The 21,156-nt window shown below is 62.8% G+C and carries 18 protein-coding genes; 7 read left to right on the plus strand and 11 right to left on the minus strand.

Annotated features, from left to right (window positions below):
- Window positions 1-56 precede the first annotated feature (56 nt).
- Complete coding sequence (locus ACMCNM_RS00810) at window positions 57-1,676, plus strand: EAL domain-containing protein (RefSeq protein WP_027591968.1); 1,620 nt, start codon at window positions 57-59, stop codon at window positions 1,674-1,676.
- A 15-nt stretch (window positions 1,677-1,691) separates the two neighbouring features.
- Here the strand turns inward: ACMCNM_RS00810 and ACMCNM_RS00815 are convergent, their stop codons facing one another.
- Together ACMCNM_RS00815 and algB are read right to left on the minus strand one after the other, a co-directional pair.
- Entirely contained in the window at window positions 1,692-3,470 is a 1,779-nt protein-coding gene (locus ACMCNM_RS00815) for a KinB sensor domain-containing domain (RefSeq protein WP_027591967.1), read from the minus strand.
- Window positions 3,467-4,813: a sigma-54-dependent response regulator transcription factor AlgB gene (algB, locus tag ACMCNM_RS00820; RefSeq protein WP_027591966.1), complete on the minus strand. Its 1,347-nt coding sequence runs from the start codon at window positions 4,811-4,813 to the stop codon at window positions 3,467-3,469. Before algB ends, ACMCNM_RS00815 begins: the two co-directional genes overlap by 4 nt.
- A 209-nt stretch (window positions 4,814-5,022) precedes the next feature.
- On the opposite strand from algB, the gene ACMCNM_RS00825 reads away from it, so the two are divergent.
- The 6 genes from ACMCNM_RS00825 (at window position 5,023) to ACMCNM_RS00850 (ending at window position 10,576) form a co-directional block, all read left to right on the plus strand.
- The gene (locus ACMCNM_RS00825; RefSeq protein ID WP_027591965.1) at window positions 5,023-5,844 is read left to right on the plus strand and encodes a BON domain-containing protein; all 822 of its coding nucleotides are present in this window, start codon (window positions 5,023-5,025) and stop codon (window positions 5,842-5,844) included.
- Window positions 5,845-6,018: 174 nt separating this feature from the next.
- Window positions 6,019-6,309, plus strand: coding sequence for a hypothetical protein (locus tag ACMCNM_RS00830; protein WP_085272104.1), 291 nt, complete (start codon window positions 6,019-6,021; stop codon window positions 6,307-6,309).
- 55 nt (window positions 6,310-6,364) lie between these two features.
- Entirely contained in the window at window positions 6,365-6,526 is a 162-nt protein-coding gene (locus ACMCNM_RS00835) for a DUF1328 domain-containing protein (RefSeq protein WP_003252966.1), read from the plus strand.
- 2 nt (window positions 6,527-6,528) lie between these two features.
- Entirely contained in the window at window positions 6,529-6,999 is a 471-nt protein-coding gene (locus tag ACMCNM_RS00840) for an inhibitor of vertebrate lysozyme family protein (protein ID WP_027591963.1), read from the plus strand.
- Window positions 7,000-7,762: 763 nt separating this feature from the next.
- Window positions 7,763-9,091, plus strand: coding sequence for a glutamate/aspartate:proton symporter GltP (gltP, locus tag ACMCNM_RS00845; protein ID WP_027591962.1), 1,329 nt, complete (start codon window positions 7,763-7,765; stop codon window positions 9,089-9,091).
- A gap of 255 nt (window positions 9,092-9,346) precedes the next feature.
- Window positions 9,347-10,576, plus strand: coding sequence for a nucleoside recognition domain-containing protein (locus tag ACMCNM_RS00850; protein WP_027591961.1), 1,230 nt, complete (start codon window positions 9,347-9,349; stop codon window positions 10,574-10,576).
- Here the strand turns inward: ACMCNM_RS00850 and ACMCNM_RS00855 are convergent.
- The 9 genes from ACMCNM_RS00855 to ACMCNM_RS00895 all read right to left on the minus strand — a co-directional run bounded on the left by ACMCNM_RS00855 (window position 10,558) and on the right by ACMCNM_RS00895 (window position 20,913).
- Window positions 10,558-11,181: an ABC-type transport auxiliary lipoprotein family protein gene (locus ACMCNM_RS00855; RefSeq protein ID WP_027591960.1), complete on the minus strand. Its 624-nt coding sequence runs from the start codon at window positions 11,179-11,181 to the stop codon at window positions 10,558-10,560. The two genes, ACMCNM_RS00850 and ACMCNM_RS00855, sit on opposite strands and share 19 nt — an antisense overlap.
- Window positions 11,178-12,116, minus strand: a complete 939-nt coding sequence (locus tag ACMCNM_RS00860; protein ID WP_027591959.1) for an MlaD family protein — start codon at window positions 12,114-12,116, stop codon at window positions 11,178-11,180. Before ACMCNM_RS00860 ends, ACMCNM_RS00855 begins: the two co-directional genes overlap by 4 nt.
- 3 nt (window positions 12,117-12,119) lie before the next feature.
- The gene (locus ACMCNM_RS00865; RefSeq protein WP_027591958.1) at window positions 12,120-12,911 is read right to left on the minus strand and encodes an ABC transporter ATP-binding protein; all 792 of its coding nucleotides are present in this window, start codon (window positions 12,909-12,911) and stop codon (window positions 12,120-12,122) included.
- Window positions 12,908-14,044, minus strand: coding sequence for an ABC transporter permease (locus ACMCNM_RS00870; protein ID WP_186679092.1), 1,137 nt, complete (start codon window positions 14,042-14,044; stop codon window positions 12,908-12,910). The genes ACMCNM_RS00865 and ACMCNM_RS00870 overlap by 4 nt, the downstream gene beginning before the upstream one ends.
- 143 nt (window positions 14,045-14,187) lie before the next feature.
- Entirely contained in the window at window positions 14,188-15,210 is a 1,023-nt protein-coding gene (locus ACMCNM_RS00875) for a DUF5924 family protein (RefSeq protein ID WP_099452569.1), read from the minus strand.
- A gap of 133 nt (window positions 15,211-15,343) precedes the next feature.
- A complete protein-coding gene (locus tag ACMCNM_RS00880; RefSeq protein ID WP_186703878.1) occupies window positions 15,344-16,750 on the minus strand; it encodes a M16 family metallopeptidase in 1,407 nt (468 codons plus the stop codon).
- Window positions 16,751-16,780: 30 nt separating this feature from the next.
- The gene (locus ACMCNM_RS00885) at window positions 16,781-18,439 is read right to left on the minus strand and encodes a Na/Pi cotransporter family protein (RefSeq protein ID WP_027591954.1); all 1,659 of its coding nucleotides are present in this window, start codon (window positions 18,437-18,439) and stop codon (window positions 16,781-16,783) included.
- Window positions 18,440-18,761: 322 nt separating this feature from the next.
- Window positions 18,762-19,532 carry a TerC family protein gene (locus tag ACMCNM_RS00890; RefSeq protein WP_027591953.1) on the minus strand — a complete coding sequence of 257 codons (771 nt, stop codon included), beginning with the start codon at window positions 19,530-19,532 and terminating at the stop codon, window positions 18,762-18,764.
- A 73-nt stretch (window positions 19,533-19,605) separates the two neighbouring features.
- The gene (locus tag ACMCNM_RS00895; protein ID WP_085272100.1) at window positions 19,606-20,913 is read right to left on the minus strand and encodes a CitMHS family transporter; all 1,308 of its coding nucleotides are present in this window, start codon (window positions 20,911-20,913) and stop codon (window positions 19,606-19,608) included.
- Between the last annotated feature and the right edge of the window lie 243 nt (window positions 20,914-21,156).

Here is a 21,156-nt window from a genome sequence, read left to right on the forward strand (position 1 = left end):
GCGAGGATGATTCTCGATTCAGTTGCTATACCTTGGTAATCAACTGGATGCCCTTGATGTCAGCCCTCATCGCCACGCTGCGCCAAATTTTTTACCGTCCCTGGATGCTGGCCTCACTGGCAGCACTGGCCAGCGCCGCACTGTTGCTCAGCGCCAGCATCGGTATTGCCCTGCAGCAGATGAAACAAAGCGAGAGTGAACAGATGAATGCGCAGGGCGAGCGCTTTCTCGATCGCCTTGAGCAGGTATTCGGCCAGCTTCGTGAAGGGGTCGACACCCTGCAGGCGCAGCCCTTGCGCGGCTGCAGCCCAGAGATGCTGGCGGCATTGCAGCAGGTGGGCCTGAGTTCGCGCTTCATTTATGAAGCCGCGTACGTCGATGCCCATGTCGCCTGCTCCAACCGGGGGGATGAACGGGCCTTCGAGCCACTGCGCGCGCCCGACATCAAGGGGCCGACCTACAGCTACTGGTTGAACACCACGATCGAGCCCGACGAAAATCTGGCAGCCCTGATGCTGGGGCGTGGCAATTTCGTGGTGTCCACGTCGCGCGGGCACCTGACCGATGTTGTCGACCTGCCGCCCGGTGGCAGCCTAGTGGTGGTGCTGGACAACGGTACCCGGGCCATCCCGGTACTAGGCCCGCCGCAGGTGTGGCCACCGCCCTCGGCCTGGTCGGCCAGCCACAAGTCGCTGCTCGAATTGAGCGACCGCCTCATCTACCGCATGCCGACCAAATCGCCGGATTACCAACTGGTGCTGATTGCGCCACGCGCCAGCCTGCCCCTGCGCATGAACGGCATGCTCTGGCTGCTGTTCCCTGGCAGCGTACTGGCCGCCTGCTGCATTGGCTGGCTGGTGTTGCAGCTGATTCTGCAGCGCCGCTCGATGAGCTCGGAGCTGCAGAACGCGCTGCGCCGGGGCGAACTGCAGGTGCTTTACCAGCCGATCATCGAGCTCGACACACGGCGTTGTGTCGGTGCCGAGGCCCTGGTGCGCTGGCGCCGCCCGGACGGCACCTTGACCAGCCCGGACCTGTTCATTCCGTTGGCCGAAAATACCGGGCAGATCCGCCAGATCACTGACTTTGTCTTGCAGCGGGTGCTTGAGCAGTTGGGCCAGTTGCTGCGTTCGCACCGCAACCTGTACATCTCGGTAAACCTTGCGGCGTGTGATGTGATGGTCCCGCGCATTGGCCGGGTGGCGGCGCGGCTGCTGGCCTTGCACCGGGTGGCGGCCAGCCAGATCGCCTTCGAGGTGACCGAACGCGGCCTGATCGACGTGGTGGTGGCGCGCGACAACCTGCAGGCTCTGCGTGCGGTGGGCCACCAAGTGTTGATCGACGATTTTGGCACGGGTTATTGCAGCCTCGCCTACCTGCAGACGCTGCCCGTGGACTGCCTGAAGATCGACAAGGCCTTCATTGATGCCTTGGGGCACGATGCCGCCAGCAGTGGTGTGGCCCCGCACATCATCCGCATGGCCCACGACCTGCACCTGCGGGTGATTGCCGAAGGCATCGAATGCGAAGACCAGGCGGTGTTGCTCAACAGTGAAGGGGTCAATTACGGCCAAGGCTGGTTGTTCGCCCGGCCGTTGAACGCCCGTCAATTTGCCGAGCTGGTGACCCGCGGGTGGCGGGCGGTGCCGGCGCGGCGGGGTACCGATGAGTCTTGAGGGCAAACCCTGTCGTCAGACCGGCAATGCCATGTAGAACTGAGTGCCCTGCCCCGGCCGGGAAAATACGCCCATTCTGCCACCGTGCAGTTGCACGATTTCTTTGCACAACGCCAAGCCAAGCCCCGCGCCACCTTTTTTGCGCCCTACCTGCACAAACGGCTCGAAGATGCGCCCTTGCTGCCCATAGGCGATACCCTCGCCGTTGTCTTCGACACTGATGATCACCCGCTCCGCATGCCGCCTGGCGTGAAGCCGTATACGGCCACCGCTGGGGGTATGGCGGACGGCGTTGTGCAGCAGGTTGTCCAGCACCCGGTCGAGCTGGGCGATGTCGGCCTGAATACGTGGCAGCGGCAGTTCCAGCTCCTTGATCAATTCGATCTGCTTGTGCGCGGCCTGCTCGGTAAAACGCAGCTGCGCGCGCTCCAGCAGCTCATCGATGGCACAGGGGGCGAGGTCAAGCTTCTGCAGGCCGCTCTGGTAGCGCGAGAAATTGAGCAGGTCGTTGATCAGTTGGGTCAGCCGCTGCATTTCCTCGCCGATGGTCTCGAGCAGGTCGTACTCGCGCGCCTCGGGCGGGAACTTCACCCGCTCACGCAGCAGGCCGAACGCCATGTGCATGCCCGTGACCGGGGTGCGCAGTTCGTGCGAGGCACGCAGCACGAACTCGCTGCGTACGCGCTCGAAGGCCCGTTGTTCGGTGACATCGTGCAGCACCATCACCGCACCCAGGATCGGCCCCTGGGGGTGGCTGACCGGTGTCAGGCTGTAGGTCAGCAGGCGGGTTTCTTCATCGACGTCGATGCTCAGGTCGTCGGGTGGGCGATCAAGGCTGCCACCGCGCAGCACTTGGCGTAGCTGTTGCTCCAGCTCCGGGCGTTGCAAGGCTTCGGCCAGGGTGTTGCCTAGGCGGCTGTCGCTCCAGCCCAGCTGGCGCTGCGCCACAGGGTTGAGGTGTTCCAGGCGGCCTTGGCGGTCAATGATCAGCAGGCCATCGTCGATGCTGTCGAGCACGGCCTGCAGGCGTTGCTGGCCGGCCAGCAGTTCATCGACATTGGTTGCCTGGTGCTTGCGCAAGGCGTCGGCCATGAGCCCGAAGCGGCGGGTCAGTTGGTTCAGCTCGATGGCCTGGGTAACTGGCAGTGTTACGTCGAAGTCGCCCTTGCCCAATTGATCGGCCGCCTTGGCCAAGGCTTCGATCGGTTGGCCGAAGCGTCGCGCGATGTTGTGCGCCGTGATGAAACCCAGCACGAGGATCACCAAGCCCATCAGGCCAAGGACGCCGCTGACCATCAAGGCGCGATCGCGGGTATGTTCCTCGCTGCGGGTAATGTGATCCAGCGCTTGCTTGTGGGCGTCGATGAGGTCGGTGCGCACTTGGTTGAAGGCAGCCCCCAGGGGCTGGTCCATACCCATGCTGCGCGCCGGTGCAGGGCTGTCGCGGTAGGCTTCGAGGAAGGTCTGGTAATTGCTGCTGGCCTTGCTGAAGCCGGTGCGTTCGCCGCCTTGTTCTAGCCCTTGGTTGAGCAGTGACTGGAAGTTGTCTTGCAGCACTTGCAGGCTTTGCGGCGCGGTGTCTTCGTCAAGGATCAGGGTCAGCTGTTCGCCGAGGTTCTGCCGCAATTTAAGCCCCACTTCCAGGGCGTGGGTGGTGTCTCGCACGAGCTGCTGTTGCACCGAGGCCATCTGCAGCACGCTCACCAGGCCCAGCATCAGGCCGAGCAAGGCCACCGTGACCAGCGCCGAAATGCTGAGGAAAAGCCGCGTGCGCAGCTTCATCTGCCACTTCATAGGTTGTACTGCTTACGTTTGCGATACAGGGTCGAGGCATCGATGCCCAGGGTTTTGGCGGCCTGGTCAAGGGTATCGCTGGCAGCCAGCACCGCACCGATGTGGGCGCGCTCCAGTTCATCCAGGCTCAATGCCGCGCCAACCCGTGGTGCGTTGCCGGCCGGTTGTTCGCCCATGCCCAGGTGGCTGATCTCGACGCGCTCCTGCGGGCAGATGATGCTGGCGCGTTCGACCACGTTGCGCAGTTCACGGATGTTGCCAGGCCAGCGGTAGTTGAGCAGGGCTGCACGGGCTTCGTCGCTGAAGCCGCGGGCGGGCCGGGAGTATTCCTTGACGAAGCGGGCCAGAAAACGATCGGCCAGGGTCAGGATGTCTTCGCTGCGCTCGCGCAGGGGCGGCAGGTGCAAGGTGATCACGTTCAGGCGGTACAGCAGGTCTTCGCGGAAGCGGCTTTCGCGCACCATCTCCTCGAGGTTGAGGTTGGTGGCAGCCAGAATGCGCACATCGGCGCGTCGGGTGACCGGGTCACCCACGCGCTCGTACTCCTTGTCCTGGATAAAGCGCAGCAGCTTAGGCTGCAAGGTCAGTGGGAAATCACCGATTTCATCCAGGAACAACGTGCCTCCGTCGGCCTGGCTGACCCGGCCAAGGGTGCTCTCGCTGGCACCGGTGAAGGCGCCGCGGGTATGGCCGAACAGCTCGCTTTCCATGAGCTCGGCATTCAGCGAGGGGCAGTTGATGGTGACGCAGGCTTTGCGCGCACGCTTGCTCCAGCCATGAATGGCGCGGGCCAGCTCGCCCTTACCGGTGCCGGACTCGCCCAGGATGAGGATGTTGGCATCGGTGGTTGCAACCTGACGCGCCGTTTCCAGCACCACCATCATGGCCGGGCTGTGCGAGTCGAGGCCGTCCTTGGGTTTGCGCACCTCGCCTTCAAGGGCTTCGAGGCGTGCCGACAGTTGGCGCACTTCCAGCTGTTTGGCGGTGGCCAGGCGCAGCTGGTCTGGGCTGCAGGGCTTGACCAGGTAATCGGCCGCCCCTGCCTGGATGGCATCCACCGCGGTGTCGATCGCCGAATGCGCGGTCACGATCACCACCCGCATCCAGGGGGCCTGGATGCGCATCTGCGCCAGCACGTCGAGGCCGTTGTCCTCGCCCAGGCGCAGGTCGAGGAAACACAGGTCGAACACCTGGCGTTGCAGCAAGGTTTCGGCTTGGGCGGCACTGTTGGCGGTGGCCACGCTATAGCCTTCGTCTTCGAGGCAGTAGCGGAAGGTGCGCAGGATCGCGGACTCGTCATCCACCAGCAGAATGCGGCCTTGGTTGTCCTGGGCTGATTCCATTTCCTGCGCTCCTTAGGATAGATCTTCAATTAGTGTGGGAAAAATCGGGCAAGTTGCATGGTCAATTCTGAAGGATTCTGTCCTTTGCATGCTAGCCAATGGCCAAAGTAAGCCCGAAAACCGCGATATCTCGATGATTTGCTTAGAGCTACGCGCTGGCACATTGGTTGCGACTATTTTCTGTTTTTGCCAACAAAGGAGGCACAGCCATGCCCTTTTCCCCACGACTGGCCGTGTTGGCGGCCACCTTGCTGCCGGTATTGACCCCGGCATTCGCTGACCCTGTGCAGGACGCCCGCCTGGAGGGTTCGCTGCAAACCGCGTTATCGCTCAACAGGATGCTCAACCCGTTTCGCATCGATGTCGAGGTGGACGGCCAGCAGGCGCGGCTGACCGGTGAGGTCGAGAACGATGTCGAGCGCCAGTTGGCCGAGCATGTCGCCCTGGCTACGCGCGGTATCGAAAAGGTCGACAACCAGTTGAAGGTCAATGCCCAGCTGGTGGAGCGCCCGCTGGAACTGCGGGCTTATGCACAGCGGCTGGAAGATGCAACGTTGGCTGCCGTGATCAGGGCACGGCTGCTGTGGAGCCGCACGACCGAGAAAGCGCCTATCGAGGTGCAAAGCAGCGATGGCGTGGTGACGCTTCGCGGCAGGGTCGACAGCGCAGAGGCCAAGGAGCTGGCCGGGGTGGTGGCGCGGACCACCGACGGCGTGCACCTGGTCAACAACCTGGTCAGCCTGGATACCGCCGCCATGGCCAAGGCTCGCGAGAACCCGGTGGGTGCCCCGACCGGGCCGCAACCCAGCGATAGCTGGATCGTCGACAAGATCCAGAACAGCTTCCGTTTCAGCCGCAACCTCGATGGCCTGAACCTCAAGGTGGCCAGCCAAGAGGGCCTGGTGCGGCTGTCGGGAGAGGTGGTCAGCAGCGAGCAGAAAACCATCGCCGTGGAGATCGCCCGGCAGATCATCGGCGTGCGCGGTGTGGACGCCGACCTGCTCAAGGTCGCGACCAAGGTCGAGGGCTGATCGTGCAATTCGCACGACGCCAGGGACGGCATCGTGCAGGATACGTCCTTCGGTGCCATGCGTGATTATCTTAAGTATATGATTTTAAAGGAATTTTATTGAATTCAAAGGCTGGCATGCAGGCTGCAATTACCTGTTCAGGTTTGAACAACAATTACAGCAGGAGGAGCCGGCATGAACCGCCAATCTGTCAACCGCTCGCAGAACGCCGCACTGCCTTTGCGCCAGTTCCTGTTTCTCGGCATGGCGCTGCTGATGACCTTGGCCGCCGGCCTCTTCTACTACAGCTGGCAGACCGCGCGTCTGGCAGATCAAGTGGCGGCGCAGACCGCGCTGTTGACGCAGATTCAGGCAACCCGTGCCAGCACCCTGGTCAGGGCGGCTGACCCGCTGCCTTCGCCTAAGGCCAATGCCTCGCCGGCCACCGTAGAAACTGTCGTACCCCAGGATCGCTGGGTGTTCTGAGCCTGTCCTGGACGCCTAGGGCCGGATTGATTTCAAAAAAGAAAGGAGAACCACCATGCTGAGTTGGGCTATCACTTTCCTCATCATCGCCATTGTCGCCGCCGTACTGGGCTTCGGTGGTATCGCTGGCGCCGCCACGGGTATCGCGAAGATCCTGTTCATCGTCTTCCTGGTCCTGTTCGTAGCCTCCTTCTTCTTTGGACGTGGTCGAGGTTGACGATGAGCAGGAAGCTTTGCACTGCCCTGGCTGCCGCCTTGTTGTTGGGCGGCAGTGCAGGGGCGATGGCGGCCAATGACGGCCAGGTCCGGGTCGACCAGTTGCTCGGCTCGGACCCTGAATACCGGGAAGCCTGGGAGGACACGATCAAGGGCGAGGAACGGCTGCCCGATTGGGTAGTCAACCTCACCGGCAGTGCCCAGGAGCAGATGTCGGCAGTCACCGAGGACGGCGATCAGTACCTGGTCGGCCCCCTGTGCGAAACGGCGGACAACTGCACCTACAAACGCCTGATCGTGGCGTTCAGTTGGGACAAGGACGATGCCTACGGGATGCTCGTGGAGGTACCCGAAGGCTTGCCGAGCGACAAGTCGCCTACCCGTCATGCGCAGTACCGCTGGCTTGGCAAGCCGGATGACGGCATGAAGGCGATGTTGCGCGAGCAACTCAAGCGTGACCCGAAATGGTACTGAGCTTTTAGCCAGTGCTGATGAACGGTAACGCACTGTCACGTAATAGAAGCTGAACCTTTTTATAGTTCAGGCTTCTATGATGCGCCGCCCCGAGGAGGGGCAGCACATGACCATGGGGCCGGGCTGTTCTGATTGTTGCAAGATCGGAGTGGCCTAGGGGTACAGGGAGTGCCTCCAGTATTGGGCCGGGTCAGGAAAGGCGGAATCGGAAGCCTCAGGTCGGGGGTGTCATCGGGGACACCGCACCGACCTGACTTCCGAGGAGCCATCAGCCATTTCATCAATGCCATCGTCCAATGGCCCTTCTTGCGTGTTTTTCGCTTCGGGACACATTTTGTCTCGACCGTACATCACATTTTTTTTCCGTTCGATGCCGCTGCCGCAAGTGTCATTTCGGCCATTCGGATTGTCGAACAAGCCATTCATCCCCCTCCCTGTGCACTGCCATATCGGCCCAAAAATGGCGCTTTGGTCTTGTTCGGGTTTCCGAACGTTATAAATCAAGCACTTGCGACATGCCATTTTCAGCGCAAACCGTTATGCGGTATCGGCATGGGGTATGCGTTTCCGGCATTAGATTTCCCCCTTCCCCATCGCAATAGTTGCCGCCTTTTCGCTGGCCCGAGCGCCCTGTCGCTCGCTCGCGGTGTCCTTACATGAGGTCGCCGGACGGAAGCTTTTTCGCTCACCGTGACGTTGCCAACGGCTCTGTTACGCGCGTTTTCGTTCGACGCCCATGACCACTAGAACAAAGGGTAAAGACATGAAGAAGGCAAAACTGAGCCTCGCCTGGCAGATCGTTATCGGTCTGGTCCTGGGCGTTGCAATCGGCGCGCTACTGAATCATTTCAGTGCGGAAAAGGCATGGTGGATCAGCAACGTCCTCCAGCCCGCTGGTGACATCTTCATTCGCCTGATCAAGATGATCGTCGTCCCGATCGTGATTTCGTCGCTGATCGTGGGCATCGCCGGAGTAGGCGACGCGAAGAAACTGGGCAGCATCGGCCTCAAGACCATCATCTACTTCGAAGTGGTGACCACCATCGCCATCGTCGTCGGTCTGGTGTTGGCCAACCTGTTCCACCCGGGCGCCGGCATCGACATGAGCACCCTGGGTACCGTGGACATCTCCAAGTACCAGGCCACCGCGGCCGAAGTGCAGCATGAGCACGCGTTCATCGAAACCCTGCTGAACCTGATCCCGTCGAACATCTTCGCAGCGCTGATGCGTGGCGAAATGCTGCCGATCATCTTCTTCTCGGTAATGTTCGGCCTGGGCCTGTCGAGCCTGCAGGCAGAACTGCGCGACCCGCTGGTGCGTACCTTCCAGGCTGTGTCGGAGACCATGTTCAAGGTCACCCACATGATCATGAACTACGCCCCGATTGGCGTATTTGCCCTGATCGCCGTGACCGTCGCCAACTTTGGCTTCAGCTCGCTGCTGCCGCTGGCCAAGCTGGTGTTGCTGGTGTACTTCGCCATCGCCTTCTTCGCCTTCATGGTGCTGGGCCTGGTGGCGCGCGTGTTCGGCTTCTCGGTGATCAAGATCATGCGCATCATGAAAGATGAGCTGATCCTGGCCTACTCCACCTCCAGCTCCGAAACCGTGCTGCCACGGGTGATCGAGAAGATGGAGAAGTACGGTGCGCCGAAGTCGATCTGCTCGTTCGTGGTACCGACTGGCTACTCGTTCAACCTCGATGGTTCGACCCTGTACCAGAGCATCGCGGCAATCTTCATTGCCCAGCTGTATGGCATTGACCTGTCGTGGAGCCAGCAGCTGCTGCTGGTCCTGACCCTGATGGTCACCTCCAAAGGCATTGCCGGTGTACCGGGCGTATCCTTCGTGGTACTGCTGGCGACCCTGGGCAGCGTAGGCATCCCGCTGGAAGGCCTGGCCTTCATCGCCGGTGTCGACCGCATCATGGACATGGCCCGTACCGCACTGAACGTGGTCGGCAATGCCCTGGCCGCGCTGGTTATCGCACGCTGGGAAGGCATGTACGACGCTGCCAAGGGCGAGCAGTACTACGCCTCGCTGATGGCCGACAAGCAGGAAGCTGCAGTGGTTGGCCAGACCGCCAAACGCTGAAGCTAACGCGTTGAACAAAAAGCCCCGACTTGTCGGGGCTTTTTATTGCCTGTGGGATTGCCGGGGGCGCTTTGCGCCCCTTTCGCGACGCAAGGCCGCTCCTACACCGACCGCGTCATGCCCCTATTTACAGGGCATGTGCGGACACTGTGGGAGCAGCCTTGTGCTGCTCTTACAGGGGGGGTGGGCTACGTTTGGCGCTAATGAACAGCTCGATACGCTATCATTCGGGCATTTTTCAGGGGGAACACACGGATGCTCAACGGCCTTTGGCTCGGCTTTTTCCTGGTGGCGGCCGTGTCCGCCCTGGCCCAATGGCTGATCGGCGGTAACGCTGGCATCTTCGCGGCGATGGTCGAGAGCATCTTTGCCATGGCCAAGCTGTCGGTGGAGGTGATGGTCCTGCTGTTCGGCACCCTGACCTTGTGGCTGGGCTTTCTGAAAATCGCCGAGAAGGCCGGCATCGTCGAATGGCTGGCCAAGGTGCTTGGCCCGCTGTTCGCCAGGCTGATGCCAGAGGTACCCAAGGGCCACCCTGCCCTGGGCCTGATCACCATGAACTTCGCCGCCAATGGCCTGGGCCTGGACAACGCGGCCACGCCGATCGGCCTGAAAGCCATGCGGGCGCTGCAGGAGCTGAACCCCAGCAGCACCACCGCGAGCAACGCGCAGATCCTGTTCCTGGTGCTTAACGCCTCGTCGCTGACCCTGTTGCCGGTGACCATCTTCATGTACCGCGCGCAACAAGGCGCGGCCGACCCGACGATGGTGTTCCTGCCGATCCTGCTGGCCACCAGCGTGTCGACCCTGGTCGGCCTGCTGTCGGTGGCCGTCATGCAGCGCCTGCGTTTGTGGGACCCGGTGGTACTGGCGTATCTGATCCCCGGTGCGCTGCTGTTGGGCTGCTTCATGGCCTTTCTCGGCACCTTGTCGGCGGCCGCGCTGTCGAGCCTGTCGTCGCTCCTGGGCAACCTCACGCTGTTTGGCGTGATCATGCTGTTTCTAGTGATCGGCGCGCTGAAGCGGGTCAAGGTATACGAAGCCTTTGTCGAAGGGGCCAAGGAAGGCTTCGACGTGGCCAAGAACCTGCTGCCCTACCTGGTGGCCATGCTGGTGGCGGTGGGTGTGCTGCGCGCCTCGGGCGCCCTGGAGCTGGCGCTGGATGGCATTCGCCATGCGGTGAACTGGATGGGCCTGGATACACGCTTCGTCGAAGGCCTGCCCACCGCCCTGGTCAAGCCGTTCTCCGGCAGTGCCGCGCGGGCGATGCTGATCGAGACCATGCAGACGCAAGGCGTGGACAGCTTCCCTGCATTGGTCGCAGCGACCATCCAGGGCAGTACCGAGACCACGTTCTATGTGCTGGCGGTGTACTTCGGTGCGGTGGGCATCCAGCGGGTGCGCCACGCGGTCGGTTGCGCACTGCTGGCGGAGTTCTCCGGGGTGGTCGCGGCGATCTTCGTCTGCTACTGGTTCTTCGGCTGAGCCTGCGCGGCCTGGGCGACTGTCCAGGCCACCACCTGCCCTGCCAGCTGGTCGCTGGCCGCGCCGAAGCCTGCGACGACAGCCGCGACCTGCTTGTCGGCCAACGGCCGGCGGATTTCGAACCGTTTGCTGGCCAGGATGCGCTGGCTACGGCCCTGGACCAGCCGCGCATCGTAACGAATCACCACCTCCACTGCCCCGTCCGGGCGGTACTCGCTTTGAAACGCCTGCAGTTCGCCGGCCAGCTCGTAGTCAGCCTGCAGGTTGCTGTCGTCGGCGCTCAGGCGCTGCACCTGGCCGTCACGCTGGAACCCGTCGAGCAGGCGGTTGCGTAACAGTACCGGCACAGCGTCGCTCCAGCGTGCCCCCTTGTAGCTGCTGACCACGTCCCCTTGTGGAATCACCGTGATCCGTGGGCCGGCCAGCACTTCGCTGGCCAGCGGTTTGTTCAGCCGCAGCGACCAGTCCAGCGGTGTGGCAACGCGGCTTGGCTGGTTCACGGGCAGGCGATAGAGGTCCACAGGTTCGCTTGGCGGCAGGATCGAGCAGGCACTGGCCAGGCTCATCGCGGCCGCCAGGGCCAAAAGGCGCAGCGAAGGTTTCATGGCTGGAACTCCTTGTTGTTGTCGCGGCCGAGCAGGTAGCCGCTTGGGTCGGCCTCCAGTTGCCGGGAAATGCCCTTCAGTGCGTTGAGGGTCTCGCGCAGCTCGCGGATTGCGGGGGTTAGCTGGTTCAGGCCCTGGGCACCGTCGCCAATGGCCTCACTGTTGTTCTTGAGCAGCTGGTTGATGGTTGCCGTGCTGTCGGCCAGCGACTGCATGGCCTGCCCGGCATTGCCGATGGCTTGCTTGCCTTCGCTGCCGAGAAGGCCGTTGGCGTTGCGCATCAGTGCCTGGGTTTCGGCCAGGGTGGCGCTGGCCTGTTTGCCAACCTGCACCAGTTGTTCGATGGCCTGGGCAATGCCGCCGTTCTGGCCGGCGAAGGCACTGGTGGTCTTGTCGAGGTTGGCCAGGGTGCTGCTGAGGTGGCCAATGTTGTCGTCAGAGAACATCTGGTTGGCGTTGTGCAGCAGCAGGTTGATGTTGGTCACCAGGTCGCTGCTGTCGTTGAGCAGGCGTGAGATCGGCGAAGGCGACGCGATGATCACGGGCAACTTGCCGTCCTTGCCCTTGAGCTCCGGGCTGTGGGGCGTGCCGCCGCTGAGCTGGATGAACGAGTTGCCGGTGACCCCGGCCAGGGTCAGCTTGGCCTGGGTGTCTTCCTTGACCGGTGTGTCGCCGCTCAGCCGTACGCGGGCGAGCACGCGGCGCGGGTCTTTGGGGTCCAGGCGCAGGGTCGACACGTCGCCGACCTTGATGCCGTTGTACTGCACCGGGCTACCCCGGGACAGGCCCGAGACGGCTTCGTTGAACACCACTTCGTAATCCTTGAAGGCATCGTCGACACTGGACTTGGTCAGCCACAGGCCGAACAGCATGGCACCGGCCACCACCAGGACGGTGACCAGGCCAATGAGGACATGATGTGCTCGGGTTTCCATCGTTCAGCGCTCCTGCCTCGGGCGGGCGGCGGCCTGTTCGGCTGCACGCCCGCGGGGGCCGTGAAAGTATTCTTGAATCCAGGGGTCGTTGGCTTGCTCGACTTCGGCCAGGGGGCCGGCCACCAGCACCTTCTTCTGCGACAGCACCGCGATGCGGTCGGTGATGGTGTAGAGGGTGTCCAGGTCGTGGGTGATGAGGAACACCGAGAGGCCCAGTGCGTCGCGCAGGGTCAGGATCAACTGGTCGAACGCGGCGGCGCCGATCGGGTCGAGGCCCGCGGTGGGTTCATCGAGGAACAGGATGTCCGGGTCCAGGGCCAAGGCGCGTGCCAGCGCCGCGCGCTTGATCATGCCGCCGGACAGCGAGGCCGGGTATTTGTCGGCGGCCGAAATCGGCAGCCCGGCCAGGGCCAGCTTGACCCCGGCCAGGTGCTCGGCATCCGCGCGGGACAAACCAGCATGCTCGATCAGCGGCAAGGCGACGTTTTCGGTGATGGTCAGTGACGAGAACAGCGCACCCTTCTGGAACAGCACGCCGAAGCGCCGCTCGACCAATGAACGCTGCTCTTCGCGCAGCTCGGCCAGGTCTTGGCCGAATACCTTGATCTGCCCTTCGTTGGGCCGGCGCAGGCCAATGATGCTGCGCAGCAGCACCGATTTGCCGCTACCCGAGCCGCCGACCACGGCCAGGATCTCGCCCCGGTACAGGTCCAGGTCGAGGTTTTCATGCACGCTCTGGCTGCCGAAGCGGTTACAGATGCCCCGGGCCTCGATGACTGTTTCGCGCCCGCTCACCAGCCCATCTCCATGAAGAACAGTGCCGCCACCGCGTCCAGCACGATGACCACGAAAATCGACTGCACCACTGCCGAGGTGGTGTGTGCCCCTACGGATTCTGCACTGCCACTGACCTTGAAGCCTTCAAGGCAGCCGATGGCCGCGATCAGGAAGGCGAAAAACGGCGCCTTGGCCAGGCCGACGAGGAAGTGCTGCACACCGATGTCGGTCTGCAGCAGCGACAGGAACATGGCCGGTGAGATGTCCAGCGACAGCGCGCAGACCACTGCGCCGCCGACGATGCCGCAGATCATCGCGAGGAAGGTCAGCAGCGGCAACGAGATCAGCAGGGCCAACACCCGGGGCACGACCAGCAGCTCCATCGGGTTCAGGCCCAGGGTGCGGATGGCGTCGATTTCTTCGTTGGCCTTCATCGAGCCGATCTGCGCGGTGAAGGCACTGGCCGTGCGGCCGGCCATGAGGATGGCGGTCAACAGCACGGCGAATTCACGCAGAAACGAGAACGCCACCAGGTCGACGGTAAAGATGGTCGCGCCAAAGGCAGCCAGCACCGTGGCGCCGAGAAACGCCACCACCGCGCCTACCAGGAAGGTCAGCAAGGCCACGATGGGGGCGGCGTCCAGGCCGGTCTGCTCGATGTGAGCGACCACCGGGGTAAGCCGCCAGCGGTGCGGCTGGAAGGCCCTTCGCAGCAGGGTTTCCAGAATCAGGCCGACGAAGCCGAGCAATTGCCGGGTGTCTTGCCAAAGGGTATTGACGGCACGGCCGATGCGCTCCAGCAGCAACAGCAGCACCGGGCGTTCTGCTTCCTTGACCGGGATGCAGTAGTCCTGGACGGAGCAGTAGACGTTCTTGAGCAGGGCGCGGCTGGCGTCGGGCAGGCTGTCGGTGCAATGGGACAGGCGCTCGGAACCGAGCAGTTCGGCCAGCAGCGAGGCGCCGGCGGTGTCGAGGCGGCCCAGCTGGCTGAGGTCGGCAACGGTGTCGCTGCTGCATTGCGTGCGCAATTGGTCGCTTTCGCGCTTGAGGCTGGCGTAGTGGGCCAGGGTCCAATCACCGGTAATGCGCAGGCAGGCGGGGTGCTGGTTGGTGTCCAGGGTGGCGCTGGGAGGGGTGGTCATAGGCTCCATGCAACTGACTCGGCGCTAAGGCTTAGGGGCTGATCATAGCGCAGAGGGCATGGGCTGGTTTGTTGATTATGTGCTGAGTGTGGGCGCTGGGGGCCGCTTTGCGGCCCATCGCAGCGGTTTAGCGCCCCGGCAAGCCCCAACCATCACTTTGCCGCAGCGTCGTCGACCACCTTGAAGCGCAGCACACCAATCACCTGCCCGTCTTCGGTCAGCACCCTCACCTGCCATTTGCCCACCGGGTTAGGCGGGAAGTTCTGCTTGTGGGTCCAGGCGCGGTAGCCTTCCTTGCGCCCACCGTGGATGTCCAGGGCAATACGGTCGACTTCCGTGCCGTCCTTTTGCCACACGTGATAGATCCGCTCGTTCAGGCCTCGTGGTGCATTGATCGAGGTGTACGCATACAACCCGCTGCTCTTGATGCGGCTGGCAGCGATCTCGTCCAGCGACTCGCCGGGCTGGCGGTTGAGCACTTCGGTACTGACGGCCACTTCGGTCATCCACAGCGTCGCCGGTGGTACCCAGGAGCGGAGCAACCAGCCTCCGGCCCCGACCGACAGCGTCACCAGCACCAGGGCCACGCCGCGCCGCCAGGTATTCACCGGGAAGCTGCTGGCCAGGCTTGGGAAGGACAGGGCCATGGCGATGATCAACGCCAGCTTGAAGCTCTGGGCGGTGGTCAGGTGCAAAATGATTGGCAGCGCGGTCAGCAATGCTGCGAACAACGTCAGGGTGTGCAGCGCGAGGAACAGCCAGCGCCGTGGGGCCAGCCACTTGTAGTACAGCGGGTCGACGATCGAAATCAGCCCGGCAGCGCCCAGCAAGCCGGTAAACACCAGCTGGCCGCTGTTCCAGGTGGTGGTGATGAAGAAGAACGGCAGGACGAAGAACAGGGTTTCCTGGTGGATCATCTGCGTCGCGTAGCGCAGCAAGGGCTGCGGGATTTCGCGGTTGAAGGTGCGGGCGAACAGGCCGGTAAGGGTGTTTTCCAGCATCAGCCAGACCCAACTGACCAGCATCAGGACGGCTACCCAGCTGGCCAGGCCGGCCTGGCGGTCGACCAGGATGAAGCTGCCGATGCCAGAGAGGAAACCCCCAAGCGCAATGATGCCGGGGTAGCGTTTAAGCAGTTCGATGACGCGCTGGACGAAGCGGGGAATTGGGGGCATGGGTCTACAACAGGAGAGATAGGGTGGCTGTGCCGGCCGCTTCGCGGACAAGCCCGCGCCCACAGGGGCAATGTCTACCGTTGTGGGAGCGGGCCCGCGAACAGGCCGGTACTGGCTAAAGGATACCGCCGAATCACTTCTGCCGTGTAGCACCGCTCGGTGGTTGCGGGGTGTGCCGGCGCCAGCGCAGCAACCCTGCCGCCAGGAACAGCCCCAGCAGCAGGGCGAGCAGCCCGTACAACTCGTCGTAACCCAGCAGCGGTTTCTCGATGCGCAGGTAACCCGGGTCCTTGAGCAATTCCTTCAGTGCCTCATTGGCCTGTGCCAGGCTGACCTGGCGCAACTTGCGCGCAGGGTTGGCAAAGCGGCCGTCGGTGTAGTCGTTCAACGCGCCCCAGTAATAGTCGGCCAAGGCACTGTTGCCTTGGGTACTCCAGCTTTCCCGGGCAACGCTGGCGTCCTTGATACGGGCGAAGGTGTCCGGGTCGAGGCCTTCCTTGCGCAGGTGATCGAACAAGCCCTGCATCACCTTGACCGCCTTGTCGATGTCGTCGCGTTCCAGGTCGGCGTTAAGGCTGAGCATGCCACTGTCGCCGAAGCTTTCGCGCTGCACCGATGGGCCGTAGGACAGCCCATTGCGCAGGCGCAACTGGTCGTACAGTGCCCAGTCCAGGTAGCGTGACAGCAGGTCGAGGGTCGGCTGGTGGTCGTTGTCCAGCACCGGCTCGATGAACAGCCAGTGCAACTTGACGCTGTCGCCCAGCCAGCCGCGGGTCAGGTCGCGGCGTTGGTCGGCCTGCTGGCTGATGCTCTCGAGGTTGCGGCGCTCTTCCGGTTCGGTGGCAGGCAGCTCGCCAAAAGTCCGCTCCAGGTAGGCCGGCAGCAGGCGGTCGAGGCCACCGACCAGGATCAGGGTCATGTTGTTGGCCGCGTACCAGCGGTCGCGCAGGGCCTGCACCTGTTCCAGGGTCATGTCGTCGATGTTCGAGCGCTCGGCGCACTTGAGGCCCAGCTCGGTGGCCAACTGGTCACTGGCGGGGTGGCCGATGTCCTGGCGGTCGAGCCAGCGCTGCAGGTGGCCATAGTGGCCGCCATCTTCGCGCTCGATGATCCTTTTCGCCGTGGCCAGGGCCTTGGCGTCGATCGGGGTGTCGCGGATTATCGCCAGCAGCAAGTCGAGGACTTTACGCTGGTTGCGCGCCGGCGCTTCGACCACGAAGGTGGTATCGGCGCTGCTGGTGTAGGCATTCCACTCGCCGCCCAGGGCTTGCAGGCGCTCTTCCAGGCCGCCCTCGCCCGTTTCGTCGATGCCGCTGAACAGCAAGTGCTCGAGCAAGTGCGGCAGCTCTTTCTGCTCGCAACTGAAGTCATCCAGGCCGACCCCCACCACCAGGCGGATGGCCACGTGGTCGCGTTCATAGCCGTTCTTGAGGATGACCTGCAGGCCGTTGGGCAGCAGGTAGCCTTCAACCCGCGAGCGGTCGAGGGCGAGCGTGGGCAGGCTGCAGATCAGTAGGCAAACGAACATCAGGCAACGCATGGGCGAGCTTGGATCTCCTGGTTGGCGAAATCACGGCAAGCGGGCTTCGTCCGGCACGCTGTCGAGCATTAGCCCGCCCGTGTCCGAGCCACCGAGTACCACATAGGCACTGCTGCAGAACAAAGAGTTCAACCGCTTCATGTCAGCGATCAGCTCCAAGTGTAGCGAACTGGTCTCGATACTTTGCACCACCTTGCGTTGCAGGCGGCTGACATGGGCGTGGGCAAGGCGCCGTTCCTGTGCACGAAACCGGCGTTTTTCACGCAGTAACAGCTGCGCGCTTTCCGGATCGGCGCTGAGGAATACGGACAGGCCTAGGCGCAGATTCGACAGCAACTGCTCCTGCAGGCCGGTCAGTTCCTCCAGGCCGACCTGGGAAAACGCGCGGCGCTGGCTGGTTTTCTGCTGCTGGACTTTGCGCAGCATGCGTTCGACCAGGTCGCAGGCCAGCTTGAGGTTGATCGCCAACTCGATGATTTCGGCCCAGCGCCGGTTATCGCGCTCGCTAAGGTCCTCCCGCGTCATCTGCGCCAGGTACAGTTTGATGGCGCTGTACAGGGCCTCGGCGTCCTCGGCCAAGGCGCGGACCTGCTGTGGCAGGGCGGTCTGCGTGCCGCGCAAGGCCCCGAGCATGGCTTCGAGCAGGCTGTCGACGATGTCGCCCAGACGCAGGGTTTCGCGGGCCGCGTTGGCCAGTGCCAGGCTGGGCGTTTCCAGCGCTGAGGCATCGAGGTGGCGCGGGCGTACTTGGCCATTGCCGTTTTCGCGCTCGGGCAGCAAGAAGTTGCACAGCCGGCCCATGGGTTTGACGGTTGGCAGCATGAGCAAGCAGCGCAGGGTGTTGTAGAGCAGGTGGAACCCGATCACTAGCTCCTGAGGGCTGAAGCTCAAGGTGTCCATCCACTCCACCAGTGGGTGCAGCACCGGAATGATCAGCAACAGGCCGAACAGCTTGTACAGCAAGCTGCCCAGCGCGACGCGCCGGCCGGCGGCGTTCTGCATGCTGGTGCTGATGAAGGCCAGCAAGCCGCTGCCGATGTTGGCACCCACCACCAGGCCGATGGCCACCGGCAGGCTGATCACTTCAGCGCCGGCCAGGGTCGCGGTGAGCAACACCGCCGCCAGGCTGGAATAGGAGATCATGGCGAACAGCGCGCCGACCAAGGCGTCGAGCAAGATGTCCCCGGTCAACGACGCGAACAGGACTTTCACCCCTTGGGCATGGGTGATGGGCGCAGCGGCCTGCACGATCAGCTCCAAGGCCAGGATGATCAAGCCAAGGCCAATCCCTACGCGCCCCAGCTGGCCGACGCGGGTTTGTTTGCGCGAGAGGAAGAAGATCACACCCAGGAAGATCAGCAGGGGCGACAGCCACGACAGGTCGAAGGTCAGCACCCGGGCCATGAGCGCGGTACCGACATCGGCGCCAAGCATGATCGCCAAGGCCGGTGTCATGGCCATCAGGCCTTGGCCGACGAAGGATGTGACCAGCATCGCGGTGGCGTTGCTGCTCTGCACCATGGCGGTAACCAGAATCCCGGCGATGAACGCCAGGGGGCGTTTGTTCATGTTCTGGCTGATGATGCGGCGCAGGTCAGAGCCGAAAACCCGGAGGATGCCGGTACGCACGATGTGTGTGCCCCAGACCAATAGCGTCACGGCCGAGAGCAGGTTGAGCAGGGTCAGCATGGCGAAACCCCCTGTTGCCAATGGCCCATGTAGGCCAATAAGTGGAGCGTGGGCGTTTTGGAAAATTTCAGTGCCCACTCAAAGCTTTAGTTGTTTTGTGCAGCGCTTGCCAGCTTCGCATGGCTGTCGGCGATTTGAAACAACCGGTCATGAATGATTGCCCTGCTGGCCTCTTCGCGGGTAAACCCGCGCCCACAGGGATCGTTGGCGCCTGTGGGCGCGGGTTTACCCGCGAAGAGGCCGGCACAAGAAACTGCATACCTGCCGGGCAGGCACGAAAAAGGGCCCCGAAGGGCCCTTGCTTGAAACGCGCTTCCTGGGTTTATTGACCCGGAATGTCCTTGCGCAGTTTCACCGGATCATGCTCTTTGCCATCTTTGCGCGACAGGGCAGTGCGCATACGGATGTTGATCGCTTCGACCGCTAGCGAGAACGCCATGGCGAAGTAGACGTAGCCTTTTGGCACATGCACGTCGAACGATTCGGCGATCAGCACGGTACCGACCACGATCAGGAACGACAGCGCGAGCATCTTCAGCGAAGGGTGCTTGTCGATGAAGTTACTGATGGCACCGGCGCACAGCATCATCACCAGCACGGCGACGACAATGGCGGCGATCATCACCGGCACATGGGAGACCATGCCCACAGCGGTGATCACCGAGTCCAGCGAGAACACGATGTCGATGATGGCGATCTGGATGATGGTGTAGAAGAACTTGCCGCCCGCGCCTTTCGGTTCGTCCGAGCTTTCGTCTTCGCCTTCCAGGCCGTGGTAGATCTCCTGGGAGCTCTTCCACAACAGGAACAGGCCGCCGAAGAACAGGATCAGGTCGCGGCCGGAGATGCCTTGGCCGAAGACCACGAACAGGTCGGCGGTCAGGCGCATGACCCAGGTGATCGACAGCAACAGCATGATACGCGTGACCATGGCCAGGGCCAGGCCGAAGATCCGGGTACGTGGCTGCATGTGCTTGGGCATGCGGCTGACCAGGATCGAGATCATGATGATGTTGTCGATCCCGAGAACGATCTCAAGCGCGGTGAGGGTGAAAAAGGCAACCCAGATTTCCGGGCTGGTCAGCCATTCCATGTGTATTCCTTCGAACGGTAAAGGCGATGCGCCCCAATTTGGGGCGCATCGCGGGAGGGCTAATACGTGTTTATTAAAGACTACTGAACAGCGGGAAAATCCCCATCAGCAGCGCGGCGAGCATTATGCACAGGCACACCAGAACTGCCCACTTCAGGGTGAAGCGCTGGTGGTCACCGAACTCGATGCCGGCCAGGGCCACCAGCAGGTACGTGGAGGGTACCAAGGGGCTGAGCAGATGTACCGGCTGGCCGACGATCGACGCTCGGGCCATCTCGACCGGGCTGATGCCGTAGTGGCTGGCTGCCTCGGCAAGTACCGGCAACACGCCGTAGTAGAAGGCGTCGTTGGACATGAAGAACGTGAACGGCATGCTCACGATCGCGGTGATTACCGCCAGGTACGGGCCCAGGGCCTCGGGGATGACCGCCAGCAGGCTCTTGGACATGGCATCGACCATGCCGGTGCCGGACAGGATGCCGGTGAAGATACCGGCGGCGAAGATCAGCCCGGTTACCGCTAGAACGCTGCCGGCGTGTGCGGCAATGCGGTCTTTTTGCTGCTGCAGGCAGGGGTAGTTGACGATCATGGCGATGCTGAAGGCGATCATGAACAGCACCGGCAGTGGCAGCACGCCTGCGATCAGGGCAACCATCAGGGCTGCCGTCAGGGCACCGTTGAAGTACAACAGTTTTGGCCGGCGTGCCTCCGGGAACTGCGACACGGTGATTTCGCTGTGGTCGATGTCGTCGGTCGGCAGGTGCAGTTCGCCCAGGCGGGCACGTTCACGTTTGCCGTACATATAGGCAATGGCCAGGATCGCCAGTACGCCGAACAGCATGGCTGGGATCATGGGCACGAAAATGTCTGACGGGTCCACGTGCAGTGCGCTGGCGGCGCGTGCGGTCGGGCCACCCCAGGGGGTCATGTTCATCACCCCGCCGGCCAGGATGATCAGGCCGGCCATGATCCGCGGGCTCATGCCCAAGCGGCTGTACATGGGCAGCATGGCGGCGCAGCAGATCATGTAGGTGGTGGCGCCGTCACCGTCGAGCGAGACCACCAGGGCCAGCACGGCGGTGCCGACCGAGACTTTCAGCGGGTCGCCTTTGACCAGCTTGAGGATCTTGCGCACGGCCGGGTCGAACAGGCCGGAGTCGATCATCAGGGCAAAGTAGAGGATGGCGAACATCAACATCACGCCGGTTGGCGCGAGCTTGCTGATGCCCTCGAGCATCATGGGGCCGATCTTGGCGGAGAAACCGCCGAACAGGGCGAACAGGATCGGTACCAGGATCAGCGCGATCAAGGCCGACAGGCGCTTGGTCATGATCAGGTACATGAAGGTGATGACCATGGCAAAGCCGAGGAAGGTCAGCATGGCAATACTCCAGGCGTGGCGCGGCGAAAGGACAGTCGATTCGGGCGGATCAGCGCGTCAGGCGCTGTGCAGGGAGCATGCGGAGGGGGACGACATGAAGGCGGGCACAGGAATACATCAGAGTCACCATTGTTGTTGTTGATTGGGCCGGGCGCGGAAGATTCCGGGTGCCCTGGCTGACCGGTCTTGTGCCGGTAGTGGGCGCTATCCTAAGAGGGCAAGCTTTCAGCCAGCTTTCGCTGT

The organism is Pseudomonas sp. NGC7, assembly GCF_047159675.1.
Lineage (GTDB): Bacteria > Pseudomonadota > Gammaproteobacteria > Pseudomonadales > Pseudomonadaceae > Aquipseudomonas > Aquipseudomonas kermanshahensis.

Coding starts and splice junctions, on each gene's coding strand:
- ACMCNM_RS00810 (WP_027591968.1), top strand. CDS start 57: ATGTCAGCCCTCATCGCCACGCTGCGCCAAATTTTTTACCGTCCCTGG.
- ACMCNM_RS00815 (WP_027591967.1), bottom strand. CDS start 3,470: ATGAAGTGGCAGATGAAGCTGCGCACGCGGCTTTTCCTCAGCATTTCG.
- algB (WP_027591966.1), bottom strand. CDS start 4,813: ATGGAATCAGCCCAGGACAACCAAGGCCGCATTCTGCTGGTGGATGAC.
- ACMCNM_RS00825 (WP_027591965.1), top strand. CDS start 5,023: ATGCCCTTTTCCCCACGACTGGCCGTGTTGGCGGCCACCTTGCTGCCG.
- ACMCNM_RS00830 (WP_085272104.1), top strand. CDS start 6,019: ATGAACCGCCAATCTGTCAACCGCTCGCAGAACGCCGCACTGCCTTTG.
- ACMCNM_RS00835 (WP_003252966.1), top strand. CDS start 6,365: ATGCTGAGTTGGGCTATCACTTTCCTCATCATCGCCATTGTCGCCGCC.
- ACMCNM_RS00840 (WP_027591963.1), top strand. CDS start 6,529: ATGAGCAGGAAGCTTTGCACTGCCCTGGCTGCCGCCTTGTTGTTGGGC.
- gltP (WP_027591962.1), top strand. CDS start 7,763: ATGAAGAAGGCAAAACTGAGCCTCGCCTGGCAGATCGTTATCGGTCTG.
- ACMCNM_RS00850 (WP_027591961.1), top strand. CDS start 9,347: ATGCTCAACGGCCTTTGGCTCGGCTTTTTCCTGGTGGCGGCCGTGTCC.
- ACMCNM_RS00855 (WP_027591960.1), bottom strand. CDS start 11,181: ATGAAACCTTCGCTGCGCCTTTTGGCCCTGGCGGCCGCGATGAGCCTG.
- ACMCNM_RS00860 (WP_027591959.1), bottom strand. CDS start 12,116: ATGGAAACCCGAGCACATCATGTCCTCATTGGCCTGGTCACCGTCCTG.
- ACMCNM_RS00870 (WP_186679092.1), bottom strand. CDS start 14,044: ATGGAGCCTATGACCACCCCTCCCAGCGCCACCCTGGACACCAACCAG.
- ACMCNM_RS00875 (WP_099452569.1), bottom strand. CDS start 15,210: ATGCCCCCAATTCCCCGCTTCGTCCAGCGCGTCATCGAACTGCTTAAA.
- ACMCNM_RS00880 (WP_186703878.1), bottom strand. CDS start 16,750: ATGCGTTGCCTGATGTTCGTTTGCCTACTGATCTGCAGCCTGCCCACG.
- ACMCNM_RS00885 (WP_027591954.1), bottom strand. CDS start 18,439: ATGCTGACCCTGCTCAACCTGCTCTCGGCCGTGACGCTATTGGTCTGG.
- ACMCNM_RS00890 (WP_027591953.1), bottom strand. CDS start 19,532: ATGGAATGGCTGACCAGCCCGGAAATCTGGGTTGCCTTTTTCACCCTC.
- ACMCNM_RS00895 (WP_085272100.1), bottom strand. CDS start 20,913: ATGCTGACCTTCCTCGGCTTTGCCATGGTCATCACCTTCATGTACCTG.